Annotated in this window: 18 protein-coding genes and 1 pseudogene; 12 read left to right on the top strand and 7 right to left on the bottom strand. The window is 32.6% G+C overall.

The window, feature by feature from the left end:
- Window positions 1-332 precede the first annotated feature (332 nt).
- From AC1DCY_RS25190 to AC1DCY_RS25165, 6 genes are all read left to right on the top strand, one after another.
- Window positions 333-749, top strand: a complete 417-nt coding sequence (locus AC1DCY_RS25190) for a DUF2178 domain-containing protein (RefSeq protein WP_477354855.1) — start codon at window positions 333-335, stop codon at window positions 747-749.
- A 13-nt stretch (window positions 750-762) separates the two neighbouring features.
- Window positions 763-966, top strand: coding sequence for a helix-turn-helix transcriptional regulator (locus tag AC1DCY_RS25185; RefSeq protein WP_477354852.1), 204 nt, complete (start codon window positions 763-765; stop codon window positions 964-966).
- A gap of 51 nt (window positions 967-1017) precedes the next feature.
- Window positions 1018-1224 (top strand): hypothetical protein, encoded by a 207-nt coding sequence (locus tag AC1DCY_RS25180; RefSeq protein WP_402996709.1) that lies wholly within the window; start codon window positions 1018-1020, stop codon window positions 1222-1224.
- 567 nt (window positions 1225-1791) lie between these two features.
- Complete coding sequence (locus AC1DCY_RS25175) at window positions 1792-2646, top strand: malate synthase (protein ID WP_402875199.1); 855 nt, start codon at window positions 1792-1794, stop codon at window positions 2644-2646.
- Between the two features lie 308 nt (window positions 2647-2954).
- Window positions 2955-3650: a hypothetical protein gene (locus AC1DCY_RS25170; protein ID WP_477354849.1), complete on the top strand. Its 696-nt coding sequence runs from the start codon at window positions 2955-2957 to the stop codon at window positions 3648-3650.
- A gap of 627 nt (window positions 3651-4277) precedes the next feature.
- Window positions 4278-4793 (top strand): DUF4871 domain-containing protein, encoded by a 516-nt coding sequence (locus tag AC1DCY_RS25165; protein WP_477354846.1) that lies wholly within the window; start codon window positions 4278-4280, stop codon window positions 4791-4793.
- A 1203-nt stretch (window positions 4794-5996) separates the two neighbouring features.
- On the opposite strand, the gene AC1DCY_RS25160 is transcribed toward AC1DCY_RS25165, so the two are convergent.
- From AC1DCY_RS25160 to AC1DCY_RS25150, 3 genes are all read right to left on the bottom strand, one after another.
- Entirely contained in the window at window positions 5997-6317 is a 321-nt protein-coding gene (locus tag AC1DCY_RS25160; protein WP_142508441.1) for a DUF4183 domain-containing protein, read from the bottom strand.
- Window positions 6318-6367: 50 nt separating this feature from the next.
- Entirely contained in the window at window positions 6368-6787 is a 420-nt protein-coding gene (locus AC1DCY_RS25155) for a DUF4183 domain-containing protein (RefSeq protein ID WP_477354843.1), read from the bottom strand.
- Between the two features lie 576 nt (window positions 6788-7363).
- Window positions 7364-8026: a Crp/Fnr family transcriptional regulator gene (locus tag AC1DCY_RS25150; RefSeq protein WP_477354840.1), complete on the bottom strand. Its 663-nt coding sequence runs from the start codon at window positions 8024-8026 to the stop codon at window positions 7364-7366.
- A gap of 87 nt (window positions 8027-8113) precedes the next feature.
- Between AC1DCY_RS25150 and AC1DCY_RS25145 the strand changes: the two genes are divergently transcribed.
- The gene (locus AC1DCY_RS25145; RefSeq protein ID WP_477354837.1) at window positions 8114-8854 is read left to right on the top strand and encodes an HAD-IIB family hydrolase; all 741 of its coding nucleotides are present in this window, start codon (window positions 8114-8116) and stop codon (window positions 8852-8854) included.
- Window positions 8855-9848: 994 nt separating this feature from the next.
- Here AC1DCY_RS25145 and AC1DCY_RS25140 read toward each other — a convergent pair.
- Entirely contained in the window at window positions 9849-10019 is a 171-nt protein-coding gene (locus AC1DCY_RS25140; protein WP_477354834.1) for a hypothetical protein, read from the bottom strand.
- Between the two features lie 429 nt (window positions 10020-10448).
- Here AC1DCY_RS25140 and AC1DCY_RS25135 point away from each other — a divergent pair, with 429 nt between their 5' ends.
- The 4 genes from AC1DCY_RS25135 (at window position 10449) to AC1DCY_RS25120 (ending at window position 12805) form a co-directional block, all read left to right on the top strand.
- Window positions 10449-10727, top strand: a complete 279-nt coding sequence (locus AC1DCY_RS25135) for a hypothetical protein (protein ID WP_477354831.1) — start codon at window positions 10449-10451, stop codon at window positions 10725-10727.
- A gap of 590 nt (window positions 10728-11317) precedes the next feature.
- Entirely contained in the window at window positions 11318-11584 is a 267-nt protein-coding gene (locus AC1DCY_RS25130) for a hypothetical protein (RefSeq protein WP_477354828.1), read from the top strand.
- Window positions 11585-11852: 268 nt separating this feature from the next.
- Window positions 11853-12230 (top strand): VOC family protein, encoded by a 378-nt coding sequence (locus tag AC1DCY_RS25125; protein WP_477354825.1) that lies wholly within the window; start codon window positions 11853-11855, stop codon window positions 12228-12230.
- Between the two features lie 125 nt (window positions 12231-12355).
- Complete coding sequence (locus AC1DCY_RS25120; protein ID WP_477354822.1) at window positions 12356-12805, top strand: GNAT family N-acetyltransferase; 450 nt, start codon at window positions 12356-12358, stop codon at window positions 12803-12805.
- Window positions 12806-12967: 162 nt separating this feature from the next.
- Here AC1DCY_RS25120 and AC1DCY_RS25115 read toward each other — a convergent pair.
- The 3 genes and pseudogenes from AC1DCY_RS25115 to AC1DCY_RS25105 form a co-directional block, all read right to left on the bottom strand.
- A pseudogene (locus tag AC1DCY_RS25115) lies at window positions 12968-13331 on the bottom strand (transposase); the annotation flags it as partial.
- A gap of 324 nt (window positions 13332-13655) precedes the next feature.
- Complete coding sequence (locus AC1DCY_RS25110) at window positions 13656-14219, bottom strand: GNAT family N-acetyltransferase (RefSeq protein ID WP_477354819.1); 564 nt, start codon at window positions 14217-14219, stop codon at window positions 13656-13658.
- Between the two features lie 55 nt (window positions 14220-14274).
- Window positions 14275-14853 (bottom strand): TetR/AcrR family transcriptional regulator, encoded by a 579-nt coding sequence (locus AC1DCY_RS25105; RefSeq protein ID WP_477354816.1) that lies wholly within the window; start codon window positions 14851-14853, stop codon window positions 14275-14277.
- A 610-nt stretch (window positions 14854-15463) separates the two neighbouring features.
- Here AC1DCY_RS25105 and AC1DCY_RS25100 point away from each other — a divergent pair.
- Complete coding sequence (locus AC1DCY_RS25100; RefSeq protein ID WP_477354813.1) at window positions 15464-15634, top strand: hypothetical protein; 171 nt, start codon at window positions 15464-15466, stop codon at window positions 15632-15634.
- Window positions 15635-15916 lie beyond the last annotated feature (282 nt).

Genomic DNA, 15916 nt, shown 5'->3' with positions numbered 1-15916 from the left:
CAAATAAGGTTGTGAAGTAGGTCAGTTTTTTTTACGGATTCAAGATCCAAAGAGCTGCCCGACCTATTCTTCACCTCTACTATATAAAAAAATAGTAGTACGAACCAATGCCTTGGTCTGCACTACTAATCTTAGTATGTTTTCTTTATTGAACTAACGGCGCAGGTTAGTTGAACACTTTTATAACTAAAATGGTTCAAATGATGAAATATTTTGATACTTAAAGTTCCATTATTACCCACTTGACGATTGGCTTGTGAAAAGATAATATGAAATTAACTTCATGTGAATTAATCTTCACGTGAATTAAACTTCACTCTAGGAGAATAAGTTTGTTAGGAGAGGTATATTTGAAAAATCTATTCATGCAGCGACTTTTAGTATCAATCTTATTAATAGTAATTGGGTTCATTCAAGTAATTCTCGATGCATCAGTAGGATTTAATAATGGCTATATCACAGTATTATTAGGTGGAATAATTTTGTTGTTCTCAACAATTTCTAACATTAAATCCCGAAATAATAAATCACTAGAAAAGGAATTAGCAAAGGAATATGACGAAAGAGATGCCCTAATTGATGGAAAAGTTGCTCGCTTTACTTTGTATATCCTGATACCCGAAATTTTAATTCTTATGTTTTTAACTAATTTTGTGCTAATCCCAACAGATATTGCTTTATTTATTATTTTAATATCTTTAATGATTATTGAATTTGGATCTAGAAAATATTATACTCACGTCCTTTAATCAGGAGGTATTTATGGAAAATAGAGTAAAAGAATTACGAGTAGAACATGGAATAACGCAACAAGAGTTAGCTGATAAAGTAAGTGTATCTTCAAGAACAATCATCTCATTAGAAAAACAAAAATATAATCCATCTGTACTACTTGCATATAAAATAGCTTCAGTTTTTAGTTTATCAATTGAAGAAACTTTTATTTTTGATGAGGATGACAAATAACACATTTCATAAAGATGCACATATAAAATAAACAACGGAGGAATTTAAATGATGTATATTATAGGACTTATTTTTGGGGTAGTTTTAGTAGCTTGGGGTATTTATCGTATGAGAACAGATGATGGGTTATTTGGAAAAAATCAAAAAAACAAAAACTTATTCAATTTACTGTTAATGGGAGAAGCTTCAGGAATAGGACAATTCTTGGGTGGAGTTATTTTAATTATTGCAGTGATTATTGGATTTTTTGTGAAGTAGAAATAAATATGAATTTCAATTTCCCACTGAAACATTGTGAATGAAATCACTTAAACAAAAGGGTGCTTTAATGGAGGAACGAAAAAAGCCTAATTTCTTAATTTTAATGAGAAATTAGGCTTTTTTTATTTACTCATAGTGCAAAATAGCACCCTAATATGGGTGCAAAATAACTCCTAAAGTAACATTCCATGTGTGACAACAGGATCCCGGCCTTCAGAAGTTTCACGAATTTTTGGAGGCCTTTAGCCTTTATTTCATAGTTATTTTAAGGGTATTCAGTGAATAAATATTTTATTTTACCTTATTAAAAAATATTTTGTCAATAATAAATTTGCAAATTTATTAAAAAATGTTACAATTGTCTTACAATAGTTTTTTTTTAATCGTATTTGAATTCCGCTGTCCTTTTTGCAGATAGAATTTGGATACGTTTTTTTAATATCCTTTTTAAGCCCGAGAAAGAAATAAAAACAGTTATGAGAGCTTTAAAGGAAGTTAGTTGAATAAAATTATTAATTTACTATCTAATAGTAACTGTTTTTTTCCATAAGGAGGACTAGAATAATGAATCTAATCAATAAGAAAGTTACACACAAGCGTTTTGGCACGGGTAGTATAGTTAAACATAATGATTCTAGTATTGAAATACATTTCGCATCGGAAAATAAAATGTTTGTTTTCCCTGATGTATTTGGAAAGCACCTAAAACTACATGATAAAAGTGATGCTAATTCACTTGAAAAAATAATACAAAAAAAGGAAATGGAACGAAGGGAGGAAGAACGGAAGAAGGAAGAAGAAAAAAAACTACAACGAAAAAAACTCGAACTTCGCTGGGAACACGAAAAACTTATGAAAAACCATAAACTTCATCTCGAATCACAAATGGTTTTTTGGTGTGACACAGAAGAACAGAATAGTTCTTTTTCAGAGTGGGAAGTTTTTTCAGGCGTTTTAAAAAGTGGTAATAACAAAGGAAAGCCAAACAAACCGAGCCGCTTGCACCAAAATAGCGCTGTCCTATTAACAGCAATAGATTCCGGCATGCCTGAAAAAGACAGACGTATCTTGGGTGTCTATATGGTGAATGAAGATTTTATCGGTAAGCTTTGTGAAGATGGAAATATTCCTGCTCATTCAAAATACAGAATTCAACTTACAGAACAGGAATCAGATCAGCTGCTTTTCTGGCAATATTATATAAATGAAAAATTCCCCGAAAAAATGACATGGAATACAGGTAAATACCGTTATTTTGAAAATTCATGGATGGCTCAAATTTTGCTTGATATAGTTTCGTTGAAAAGTGACCCAAATGAACGAGAGTTGGCACAACAATTTTTTAAACATTTTTGTATAATGAATCAGATAACAGCTCAAGAGTTACCAAAGCCTAATGGCGCATTAATGCGTATTTAAACGTTAGCCCAAAGATAATAAGAATGACAGGAGACTGACATATTCTCCTATCTATCACTAATGCCGAACAGTGCCTGGCTCTGTTTGCTAATAAACGTGTGGAGTTAATATAATTATTTATCAAGAACGAATTCTTATTAATGGGATTCGTTCTTTTTGGGGTCTCGTCAGATTTATGCGGATTTACAACGTTAAGCACTTAATGTTACCAAACAGCGCTTTGGGTAGGTTTTAATGAAGCAGGAAGAATGAATGGAGATATTTCCTGTTAGAATGACATATTCTTTTAATAAGAAGGAGATGTTACATTGAGTAAAGGGAAAGTGATTGTTGGGTTACTTGGTGCATCACTATTAGTTTCAGTGCCGTTTATTTATAATCAGGCTTTGGGTGCAGAAAATAGAATGAAATCAGAGATTCACCAAGAAGTTACTTATGAACCAGAAGTATTTAATTACAACGATTTAGTACGTCTAATATCCAATAGTTTAATTGAAACAGGCTATGGTCTAAGTGTAAGTCATAAAGAGTTACCAGATAATCGACATTTAATACAAGTAAAATTACCGAGATATAATGTTACCCAAAAGGTCACAAAGGAACTAATGCAACGAATTGAAAATGTAATAAGTGCGAATAACTTTGATAAAAGGAACTTATTAATTAAGGTAACGAGTTATATTGATAAAGCTGAACAGTCTTCCCCACAGGAACAAGAAGAATTAGATACATTTTACAAGGAACTTAATAGAGATGGAGGATTTTTTGAACAGGTTGGAAAAGAGTTAGACAAAGCTGGATACTCTTATGAAGCTGGATACGGTATAGTTGGTATGGTTTATTCTACAAATGATGTAAGTTTAAAAATTATTGCAGAAAATGAAGAAGTAACGGAGAAAATACAAGTTGAAATAAATCGCATTTTCAAAGATAAAATTACAAAGTTTAAATTAGATGGTGTGACATTTACTGTTAAAGCAATCCATATTAATGAGCTAAATTAGTGAACTAAATGATACTTAGTTGAATAGAACATACAAATCCATACAAAATAACGTTTCCCAAATGAAAATTTGGAGACGAACTCAAAGGCCACTAATGATGTTAAATCAACGTTCGTGGCTTTTCTTATGAACATTGTTTATGCGTTGTTTTATGCACTTTTGTTAAAAGTCAGTCATAGCAAAGGTTTTGAAGTATTTGAAGTAATGTTGCACCATCGTCTTTGATGAATAAATAAAAATTGAAGTCTTATCGTGTAAATCCGCATAAATCTGACGAGTCCCCTTATTGTGCTAACGGAGGCTTTAATGGAGCAACGAAAAAAGCCTAATTATATTCATAGTGCAAAATAACTCCTAAAGTAACACCATTACAGATCCCGGCCCCTAACTCTTTGGAAATTGTGAAGAAATGTACTTAAACTCCCATGAAAGAACTTAATCATTTTTCATTTTCTGTGGTGTAGCGCTGGTTCTTGCGCTACATGGATGGCTAACCAGGCAGGTTAGTTGAAGAAGAAGGGATATTTATAAGAATGTTGAAGTAGTACTATAAATATCGTTCATCTAAGAAGAATTTATCTATATTATTTAATAACAGGTAATGCCTAATTGATAAGGGGGAGAAATATGAGGAACAAAATGATTATGTTGATTTCTATGCTATTTTTAATGACACTTGTCGGTTGTAACAATATTGATAAGGAAGAAATACGTGAGGTAAGTTCTACTTTTTCATTGCCCATTACTTTGGGTGATGGGACAGAAGGAGAGTATTTGTTGATTGGCGAAGAAGGGAGAGTTGGTTTTTTGGTTGGTACGGGTAAAAAAGGTGAGGTAGTAGAAGAAAAGATTATTGCTAATAAAGAAAATAAGTATATGTGGTATTTTTGGGGAGATAAAGATAGTATCAGTGGTAATTTTAAAGTTGTTGGAACTGACAAAGAAGGGAAAGAACATCCCGTGTTGGTATCTGGCAATGATACAGTATGGCAATATTCCAATACTTCCATTAGCCCTAATAATGGTGCGGATTCCCATATCCCATCGAATATGATGTTCCCTACAAGTGGATTATGGAAATTAGAAATATATTTTAATGAGAAATTATTTGGGGAAATTGTTATAAACGTCGAAGAAAGTTAAAATTATATTCAACTAATAGGTGATTTAATGAAATAAGGAGTACAAAAATAATCAAACTATATAAAAAATCTAATACTAAATAAAAAAGGCTAAACTCAATTTTGATTAATATTTTTTAGAATGGAGTTTGTTTAATTAGCTATTAAAAAAATCTGATTTCAAGCATTACTCAATAATAGAAAGGCTCAGGAGTTGTTTTCCTAAGCTTTTTTGAGGTTGTAACTGAAAGAAAAGTTATGAATATAGCATTGGTTTTATGTATTCAAAAAGATTCCTTTGTTGGCGTTCGGTACACCCAAGACATGTATCGAAAGAACCTTTTTTAAGTTGCAGGAGAAGGTTTCGACAATAATTTTGAAGTTAAAAAGGAAACAAAAAATCCCCAGTGCAATACTGGGAGACGGTTTGTCAGGTAAATCATTTTTACTTTTCTAGATAATCTGCATGTAATGGCGGTGGCACTAACTAACCTTTAAAAAAGGTCACTGAGTGAAGTGATCTTAATGAGGGAGGCTGTGACGGTCAACTAACGCCACAACCGAGTTAAGTGCGTGCGATACACTCAATTTTAATGTATGCAAATTAAGGTTACCTATACATTAAAAAAGCCGCATCATCACACCCTAAAGCGTTTGGAAGGCTAATTATGTAATAGTGGGATAGCGTTGTGCAAAACAACTTGGGGCGATGCAATGTAACAGGTTGCTATCCCAGAATCAATATATGTAATTTAAGTTGAAAACATTACAACTATAAAAATGTGTGTAAATGAAGAAAAAAGCCATCATTAAGCAATTTAAAGAATTGGAAAAATGCAAAACATTTGAGGGATTAAATAGATCACTTCCAATTAAGAAGTGATCTAAATAATTTATCCTTAAGGAACCTTAGGAGTAAAGGTCCATAGGGAGTTACAGGTCCTCAAGGAATAACAGGTTACTTTCAGTTTATGTATTAATTAAAGATATTGTTAGGCGTTGTACTTTATAGAAAAAAACAAAGCGAATGATATCTCAGTATTCCTGCCTTAGGTGAGATAGGACATTAAAAAGGTCAGATAGGTTAAAAGTATAAATTACCTCAAATCGAAGATTTTGATAGGGAATAAAAAATAAAGGGTCACTTTAAATAAAAGTGACCCTAGTACAAAAGGTAAAAGAAAGGCTAGACATTTTCAACTTGCGATTAGTTAAAAATTAATCTTTAAGTTTGTGTAACTAATTCTACAGCTTCTACTACTAATGGAGTTCCGGCTGAGATTGTGCCAGTAACACCGTTAAAAGTTAACTCTGTTGCAGAAATTGTATACGATCCACCTTCTTGCAATACACCGTTGATATAGAAATTATAGTAGCCGTGTGTTACTACCGGAAAAGCAGTCGCAGCAGTTCCACTATCATTTAGAAAGGCAGTTGCAGGGATTGTAGTACCATCAGCAACTGTTAAATCAGCTGCTAACACATCAAAAAATCTTGTGGAAGTACCATTTACGTTTACATGAATATTAATAATTGAAAGTGCCATTTTTTTCACCTCCTTTCAAGGGAAAAAGAATAATTTAGCAGATTCTCATATCATTTTTGTTGGAAACCCAATGATTCAATAATGATAGGGGTTCCGGCAAAAATAGTTGCATTAAATGAGTTAAGGATTAACGAATCTGGGGTTACTTTATAAGCACCGCCTTCTTGCATCACTGCATTAATGTAAAGATTGACATAGCCATTGGGATTAAAAAGTTTGAATTCTGATACTGGATCGCCATTATCATCTGTAAATAAGTTAGCTAGAAGGGTTACTCCATTTGTTAAATCAATATCTTCTGTAACAATATAGAAATATCTATTTATCGTTGGAATAATAGTTCCTTCAGGGATAACCACTGGCGGAGGTTGAATAGAACATATATCAACAGCTTTTATACGGGGCAAAAAAACTCGGTTATTTTCACAACAACTGTCACAAATCAAATTTTGTGGGTCCATCTTTTTCATTATTTGTCACCTCCATTCCGTAATATGTTAGTAACCCCGTAAGTTATAGGCGCTTGTTACTTATTAATTAAGAAAACTGTTCATTCACTAATATTCTATGAATTAATGTTGAAAGGTGATTGGTAATATGTCTATTAAGAGAAAAAAATAATATTTTTTAATAAAAAGATGGGATTTTTAAAATACCTAAAATTAAATGAAAGCTATGAAAATGGAATTTTGAAGAATACGGGGAGATAGATTTTTACCTTGTTACTGAGCAATCTGAGGAAAGTAACTATAAAGAGGCTGGAACATAACTAAATGGTTCCTTCGAAAAGTCTTATAATTTCTAAACTAACAAAACACGATAAATAGAAAAAAACGAACTATTCCGAACACTTCATAAGCGTTTCATTGAATAGGTGGTACAAATCGCTGGCTGTAATCAATTTTGTAAACGAAAACATGAAAATGATCACTTCTACATCGAAGTGACCAAGAATGAAAGTTGTATTTTAATGGAGCGGATTAAAGGAAAAGAAATAAAAGATATTTATAAGAACGCTCAGAATTTGGTTTATGAAGTTTTAATGTTTATTCAAAGCGTACATTTTCGGAAATTCCTTTTATCTTATCCCAATGCAAAATTTGTATCTCATTATCTTCTCGACTGATAATACCTTTTTCTGCCCAGTCCTTTAGGATACGATTTAAATGTCTTTTTGTAGTACCAATTAATGAGGCAACATCATCTAAAGAATTTGTATTTATGTATTGATTTACATGTGTTGGGGATTCAACACTACATAAATAAGCTGCTAAACGTACATTTACTGGTGAAAGCGCATTTACTCTAGATGAAATTGTGCAAGTTAGGAGCTTATATGCTAACTCTTTCAATAATAATTGATTAAATTTACTATCAATTTTTAAATGAGCTTCGTACACTTCTAATGGAATAATTAAAACTTCACATGGTTCTACTGCGATACAGTTTGAAACAATCAAACAATCTGTAAATATTTCAATATCGCCCATAATCGCGGGTTGTTGGCAATACCTTAATAGTAACTCTTTTCCAGTCACTTCTAAACTAGACACCATATACCTTCCTGAAAGTAAAAAATAAATGCCATCTATCTTGTCTCCCGCTTTTAGAATGTATTCATTAGGTTGAAAAGAACATACAAGAAGGGACGAAGTTAGTTCTTGTGTAAAAGTATAGTGATAAATAGATTGAAATAGACTTTGATTCATTTTTTCCTCCGAGACATCTGTCCTGTATTAATATTATTAATTTTAATATAGTTTTAGATAAATAATAAAGAGGTAGGGATTATTCAAATGAACTTTGTATTCGATTTAGATGGAACACTTTGTTTTGATGGTAAAAGTATTGATAGAGAAATTATTGAAGCACTTCAAGAATTAAAGTTAGCAGGGCATCAAGTGATTTTTGCCTCAGCTAGACCGATCCGTGACTTAGTACCTGTCATACCAAAGAGTTTTCATGAAGGTCTAATGGTTGGAGGAAATGGTACATTTACATATGATAATGGACGAATTCAAGTGAAATATTTTGAACAACAACTTCTAGATAAACTCATTACACTTATTCATCGACATCAGTTGAAATATTTAGCAGATGGTCAGTGGGATTACTCCTATACAGGTGATATCACGCATCCTATTTATCGCAATATCAATAAAAATAATTCAACAAATATTCCGTTGAAACAATTACTACCAGTCTGTAAATTAGTTTTATTCCAAGCAAATGAGGAAGTGTTAAAAGAGCTTCAATCAATCTCAGTCATAGTTACACAGTACAAAACTGAGGACGCTATCGACATTAGCCCTCTAGGTATTAATAAAGTAAGTGGACTTCATATGTTGAACATTCAACAGTTTATTGCTTTTGGGAACGATAGCAACGACAAATGTTTGTTTGAACACGCTGTGCATAGTGTATGCGTGGGGAGTAATGATGTGAAAAGTTATGCGAATGAAATTATTGAACGAGTAGATGTAGCGAAGAAGATTCGTGAACTAATTAGTAAATATGATTTAAAAATATGCCTTTAGGTAAAGAAATATTTTCTGATTCCTATTTAGAATGTAATGATTTAAGAATAATAATAAGCTACTGCGTGTGATGATGTGGATTAATAAATATTTTACCATTTTTTCAGCGTTACTAATAATAGAAATATTGAAGGGCTTTGGAAATATTCCTAAGCCTTTTTGAGGTATTCTAATGAAAGAAAAATTTATGAAAATAGCATTGGTTTTTATGTATTCAAGAAGATATTTTTTGTTTTAGAGAAATGGGAAAATAGCAAATTAAAGGATTGGAAAAATACGGAGTATTTAATTAATTCAAAGGTCACTAGGGACAGTGACACGAAGCCAATAAATTTTTAAGGTGCAGTGCGGAGCTAAGCTAATTTGCTTAACATTAGTATAAATATGTTGTTATAACAGGTTTTGTATAGTGGGTGACCTAGAAAATCGAATTTTAAGAACCGTAACGGTGAGGTTTTACAGTTTATTTTTTCTAAACATTATGAAGATGTTAAAGGGATAGCACGTGCGATAACAATTAGGGGCAATGCAAGATGTTGCTATCCCGAAATAAATATATGTAATTCGAATTGAAAACATTACAATGGGTATTTCCTGAAAGTTGGAAGTGACCAATAATAACCCTATAAAAATTTTATGTTTTTGAGGTGAAAAAAGCTGCGAAGAATGAAATTTACTGATCACACTATTATTTTATGCTCCATAATTAGAAGCATTTAGATATTTTTTAATTGAAATAAAAAACTGCGGCGCTCGCCAACGCCACAGTCTTTAGTTAGTGTGAGACATCTAAGACATTCTTAGAATGTACAGATTCAAGAAAATTTATTCATTTAAAAAAGATACAGCATGTGTTTCTACACAATACCGAAAAGCCATGACGGTCAACCAACGCCACAACCTATATAAGTGCGTGCGATACACTCAATATTAATTTGTCCTAATTAAGGTAACTTATACATTAACATCATCACACTAAATTTCAGAAAAATGTCTAGGAGGGCTTATTACTCTCAAAAACTTCTTCGGTATAAGCATTTACAGTTTTTTCTTTAGCTTCTTTTTGCTCACTAGCTGGAGCTTCTTCTTTAGATACAGCTTCTTCCTCGCTACATGCATTTAGTATTAATGTAGACAATACTCCTATATAAAATATTTTCTTCATTGTTTAACCTCCTTTAGTGTTATCATTTTGATGATTTAACATTAAATATACAGATAAAAAACAGACAACTGTTAATTAATTATCTGTTTTGAATGAGCGTGATAGTCGTATAGCTAGCCTAATTTTAAAAATTTGATTGAATGGTAGAAATAAGAATAGCCACTATAAATGCTCGGAGTTTTGTGGGTTTAGTCATGAGCAATTTATAGCGGCTGAAAGGAATTACATATTATTAAGTATGCTTGTATCAAATTTATTTTATACGTAGGGAGAATAAATCATTTTGAATACGTGGAGCAACTTCATTTTTTATGTAGGAACTATGTTGATACATAATAATAATCCCAAAAATGTTTAGTATAATAATAGCCTGATTTCCAATACTAAACGTGTTTAAATATTTTGCATTAAGAAAGGAGGCTTTTATTAGTGAGATTTCTAACATGGGGTGTAATTGGAGCTGTTATTTTGGTAGTAGCTAGAGGATTTCAAAATGGTACTCTTCAACAGTTCATTTCAAATAAATTAAATCTACAGAAGGCTCAACAAATGATGCAGCCAATACAAAAAATGTCTCAGCCATTGCAGCAAATGTCTCAGCCTTTACAACAGATGAACCAATCTTCACAACAATCTAAGCAACCTCAACAACAAACAAACCAACCCTCACAACAAATGAATCAATCATTACAATCGATCAACTGGTAGTTCATCACAACAATAATGTATAAAAATGAACAATTGCTATGAATAAAGGCTTAGGAATATCTCCTAAGCCTTTCAAATTTAATTATAGTATCTAACGTACATCATATTGGATGTAATAAAAATTAGGAATCAGTCAATGCATTATGAAATCGTATTTACTGAAGAAGAAACAGATGTCTTAATAGCGAAAATAAAGAAAGAATTGATTATATTCAACAATTTTCTTTGAAGAGCATATAGAGGATATAAACGATCTTATTGATAGCTCTAGATTTGAATACACCGTAGAAGAAAGAATGCAAGATGAAGCTGAATGGCGTGCAGAGATGATGATGGAAGAAAGCAGATTAGGAATATACGCTTGATTTAAATATTATTACTACTAAAGTCACATCTAACAAGGGTGTGGCTTATTAATATATTTTGAATAAAAATAACAAATAAATTTGTTAAATAAGTTAAATAAATTTATAATAGTCCTAATTAAAATTTATGATATGGTTTCATGTTCTAAGACGTTTATCAATATCTCGTGTGTCAAAAACCACACTGTAAAGATGACTTTAAGATAGAGAGGAAGAGTCAACCAAATGCTTAAAAACGCAAACAATCAGGGTGAGGTATTGGATACTGAGAATATTTTAGGAAAATATAAGGAGAATATAGAATTAATTCAACAGTTATTAAAACAACTTGAGCTGGTCATTACTAAAATGCAAAGTGAAGGATTGGTTGAAATAGAAAAGTTGGCTAATGAATTAAGTATGTTACAGAAACTCTCAACAAGTATAGAATTTAAAGCTAAGTGTCTTATTTGTAATAACGGTGAAACCATCGAGACATCAACACCTAAATAAAAATCTAGATCAAGTTACATCCAATTGAAGTGAACCCCAAAAATTGGACTTTAACCAGAATGAAGAAATTCATTCTGGTTTTTTTAGAGATTGTAATAGGGAATTAAATCCAAATAAAATGAATTTGAGGTATTATTCAACTAACGGCGCAGAATAGTTGAAGAAGGAGAATGTTCAGATTAAATAGAATAGATATGATAATGGCTCTTACTAGTTGGCTTACAAATCAGGTGTTCAAAAGTAAGATGAAATGAAAGGAGGAATAATAATGGAAACTAATGTAATTCAAAAAATTGGACAAATTGGAGTACCAATAAAGAATGTAGAAAAAGGAATTGAATTTTATAAAAAAGTATTAGGGTTAACCCTTCTTTTTAGTACAGAAAGTATGGCATTTTTTGAATGTAATGGGCAACGACTTCTTCTTTCACTTCCTGAAAAAGATGAATTTGCAAATTCGAGTTCTGTTATCTATTTTCAGGTCGAAGATATAAAAAAAACCTTCGAAGAATTGCTTGAAAAGGGAGTATCCTTTATCGACCAACCACATGTCGTTGCGAAAATGGGAAATACAGAAACGTGGATGGCTTTCTTTAAAGATACTGATGGAAATACACATGCTTTAATGTGCGAAGTACAAATTTAATTCGTAATATCTTCTTTTAATAACTTAATGGCAGTTTAGTTTAATAAGAATCAATGGTAAAATGATGAGAATTAATTATGCTATGGAGCTGGTCAGTTGTAATTTTATAAAGGAGTTGTGAGAAGTTGAAATATCGTAAAGCAAATGTCGTTGATATTGATAAATTGGTGGAGTTAAGAAAAAAGCAATTAGTTGATGAAGGGATAGAACCTAATATAGATATTGATAGAGAATTATATGTTTTCTTTAAAAATAAACTAAGTGATGGTACTTTAATTCAATGGCTAGTGGAAGATAATGAAGAAATTATAGCTTGTGGTGCAGTAGTTTTTTATGAATTTCCACCTTGTTACACCAATAAGACTGGAAAAAAGGCTTATATCACAAATATGTATACTAATGAAAATTATCGTGGGCAAGGAATCGCAACAAAGCTGTTAACTAAATTAGTTGATGAAGTTAAGATTTCAGGTATTTCACAAATCTGGCTTGGGGCTTCAAAAATGGGTAGACCAGTGTATAAGAAGTTTGGTTTTATGGAAACTAATGACTTTCTAGAATTAAATATTTTTTAATAATTTGTGAAATATAACACTTAAACTAAACCAGCTAATAGATTGATTGTCAATAAAAATCTTTTAAATTAAAAAACACTTCATGCTATACTAAAAAGCGCAACCCAAATAACCCTCCGAATTCAATTTGGAAGGTTTTTGTTTTATTTGAAAATTCTGTAACTACATGGTTTCTTGGAATGGTGTTTTCGTTTTTAAAATCGCATAAATCCAATGTAAAAGCTTATTTGCACAAGCAATAATGGCTACTTTATATGGCTTTCCTTCCTCACGTTTTAAATCGTAGAAGGCTCGTAATCGCTTATTTCGTGCGACAGTTTCAGGTGTTGTTTTCTTTTTCCGACTATCTCGAATAGAACAACGAACAGCTGTATAAAGCATATGGCGAAGCCTAGCCGCGTTTGGTAATGTGATTTTTCGTGCCTTTAAAGCGACCTGATTCAAACACACTGGGATCTAGTCCTGCAAAGGCTACTAACTTTTTCGGATGATTAAATCGATCAATTTCTCCGATTTCTGAAATAATCGCGCCCTTTTATTTATTGCCTTTTTTTAATTTAGGTCTTGATAATGTAAAAAAGTTTAACCGTTTATAAAAAAGACGAACTAGGATTTCGGTTTTTCTTGTGGAACAACTGATTGTCTTTGAAGGAGAGAGCTACCGCCTGAAGCATACCCTGATGCGCCAAAAGTGATTGTAGCAACTGGAAATTCACCAAGGATTTTTGATGATCCGACCAGGGAATTCCACTTGACAAAACACAAGCTATCCCATAAGCCATGAAATAGCTGCCTGGGACGGCCCTGTTTGAGTTTAACTAGAGTTTTTACTTGAAGGGAATGATACCTGCTATATTTCGTATCCGTTTTCTTTTAAATACAACTCACCTGCTACGCATAGCTCCTCAAGCTCTCGAATGCCCATATATCTATTGTTCCAGGGCGTTACCTTTTCTTCCGTTAGTGAATAGGAGTAGACCAAAGCAGTCTGTTCATATGTCTCATCATCCGGATTTTCATACCGCTCGCATAGGTCCATAACAGAATTGTACACCCCCAATGCACTCGCATTGTACTTTTCGGATGTATATAGTCTTAAATATTTGAATTGGTTCAGTGATGTTGCTCTTTCGATGGATTCAAGCAGAATTTTTCTTCCAAAGCCTTTGCTCCGCCATTTAGGCAAAACACCGTACCAACTGAGCCATACGGAATCTCTGTCAGCTTCTACAGTATAAATGCCCGAAATCCCTATGGCAGTTTCATTCTCGTACACAATCCAATAAGCATAGCCCGGATCATTGTTATCAATAGAATTTTTGATGTGCAGAATATCAGGCGAATCCGAAAAGATTTCCTTTTGAATGGTATAGGCCAGTTTTAAATTCTGTTGAGTAACTTCTATAAAATGCATGATTGTAGCACCTCGATTAATTTCATTATAGTTGTTGAAAATATTTGCTCTCTTCTTACTTGGAAATTCCTCGCCAAAAGACTGTCCAAGTCGACTCTAGCTTCTCGTTAATTCGCTCTGGACTTGAATCATAGAGTAACTCCAGCATCAAGGCATCAACAATCCCAGTAAATGCACTAGCCGGAATAGAGGGTTGTTCCTTATAGATCTCTTCTTCCTTCATCCACTCAGCGAACTTCACTTCAAGCATCTCCATGACTTGGTCTTCAATGGCAAAGACTTCATTTACTATCACATGATAAAGATGTTCGGGCGGAAAGAAGGAGATACGCAGCCAGAATTTCATGCGCTCGTCTAACTGAAATAGTTCTTTAACCATCACTAGATATGCATGTAATGATTTCTCCGGCGAATCATTTTTATGATTATTAAAGAACGTAAGCTTTGTGTTCAACTCAACCTCACCGGCATCACGTATAACCTGAAGAAATAAATCATCTTTGCCTTTGAAATGGGAGTATAAGGATTGCTTCTTCAATCCAACTTCTTCGGCTATTTTCGAAAGAGAAGCCCCTTCATATCCGTGAATGGTAAAGTATTTCAGTGCTGCCCGTTTAATCTCATCACTTTTCATTGAATACCACTCCTTATTTACTTACGAACGTTCGTAAATAATCGTAGCAAATCAAAGAACAGAAATCAATATAATTAACAGAAAAATAACATGTATAATGCCCTATAGCCCTCACCTGTATCCAGTCGAAGGATTGGTCCGTCGCCTCCTTCCGCCGCACCTTCATATATATTATTAATCTGAATAAAATTATTTGACCACTATAACATTTAAGAACGTTTTATTTGAGGAGGAAATAAGTTATGGAATCAGCAAAACGAGTAAACATTGTATCAGTAAGGTTAGCGAAAGAATCAAGCATGTTATACAAAGTTCACTGTATCCGTAGTCCACAAAACTAAGTTGAGTGAGACTAACTAAAGTTTGTGAAGTATTCTACTTAAACTCCCATGAAAGAACTTAATCATCTTTCATTTTCTGTGGTGAAGTGCTTATTTTTGCGCTTCATGGATGGCTAACGTGGTGCTTTAGTGCAACAAGGATTTCAAATGGTCCCCAAACGACGACGCTTTGGGCGCTTTTTTTCTTCAACTAATGTCGCAGGTTACTTAAAAAAAGGATGGATAACACTTTTCTAAATCGGGAAGATTAGAAAAGAGGTGGATTTATTTTGAAAAAACTATATGCACTGATTTTAATTCCTCTCCCAGCCGTAGTATTCAATACTTGTTCTGAATACATTTTCTTCTTCTGTGGTGTAGCGTTGGTTTTTGCGCTACATGGATGGCTAACGGGTGCTTTAATTGAACAGAGAAACATTAATAATCAATCTTTTTTATAGAAAACAGTTATTAAGTAAAAAAGAAGCTGTCATTTTGATCAACCTCAAAACGACAGCTTTTTATATGCAGTAAATTAAGGTTTTGAGTGGTTTCTAAACAAACTTTATTCTAAACCAATGCTAGGGTACTACTTAGTTGTGTGCAGACAATCATTAGAATTCTTTTGTTATTATTAATCTACGTTATATATTTGCACACAAAAATATTTATTCCTATACCTTTGAACTAGCTTTAATCTTTTTTCGATGTCGTTGCACTTTTGCTATGGTACCGCAACCGCA

Source organism: Lysinibacillus sp. 10T31, from assembly GCF_056394365.1.
Note: the sequence above shows the minus strand (reverse complement) of the source record. Positions and strands in the feature narration are given on the sequence as shown.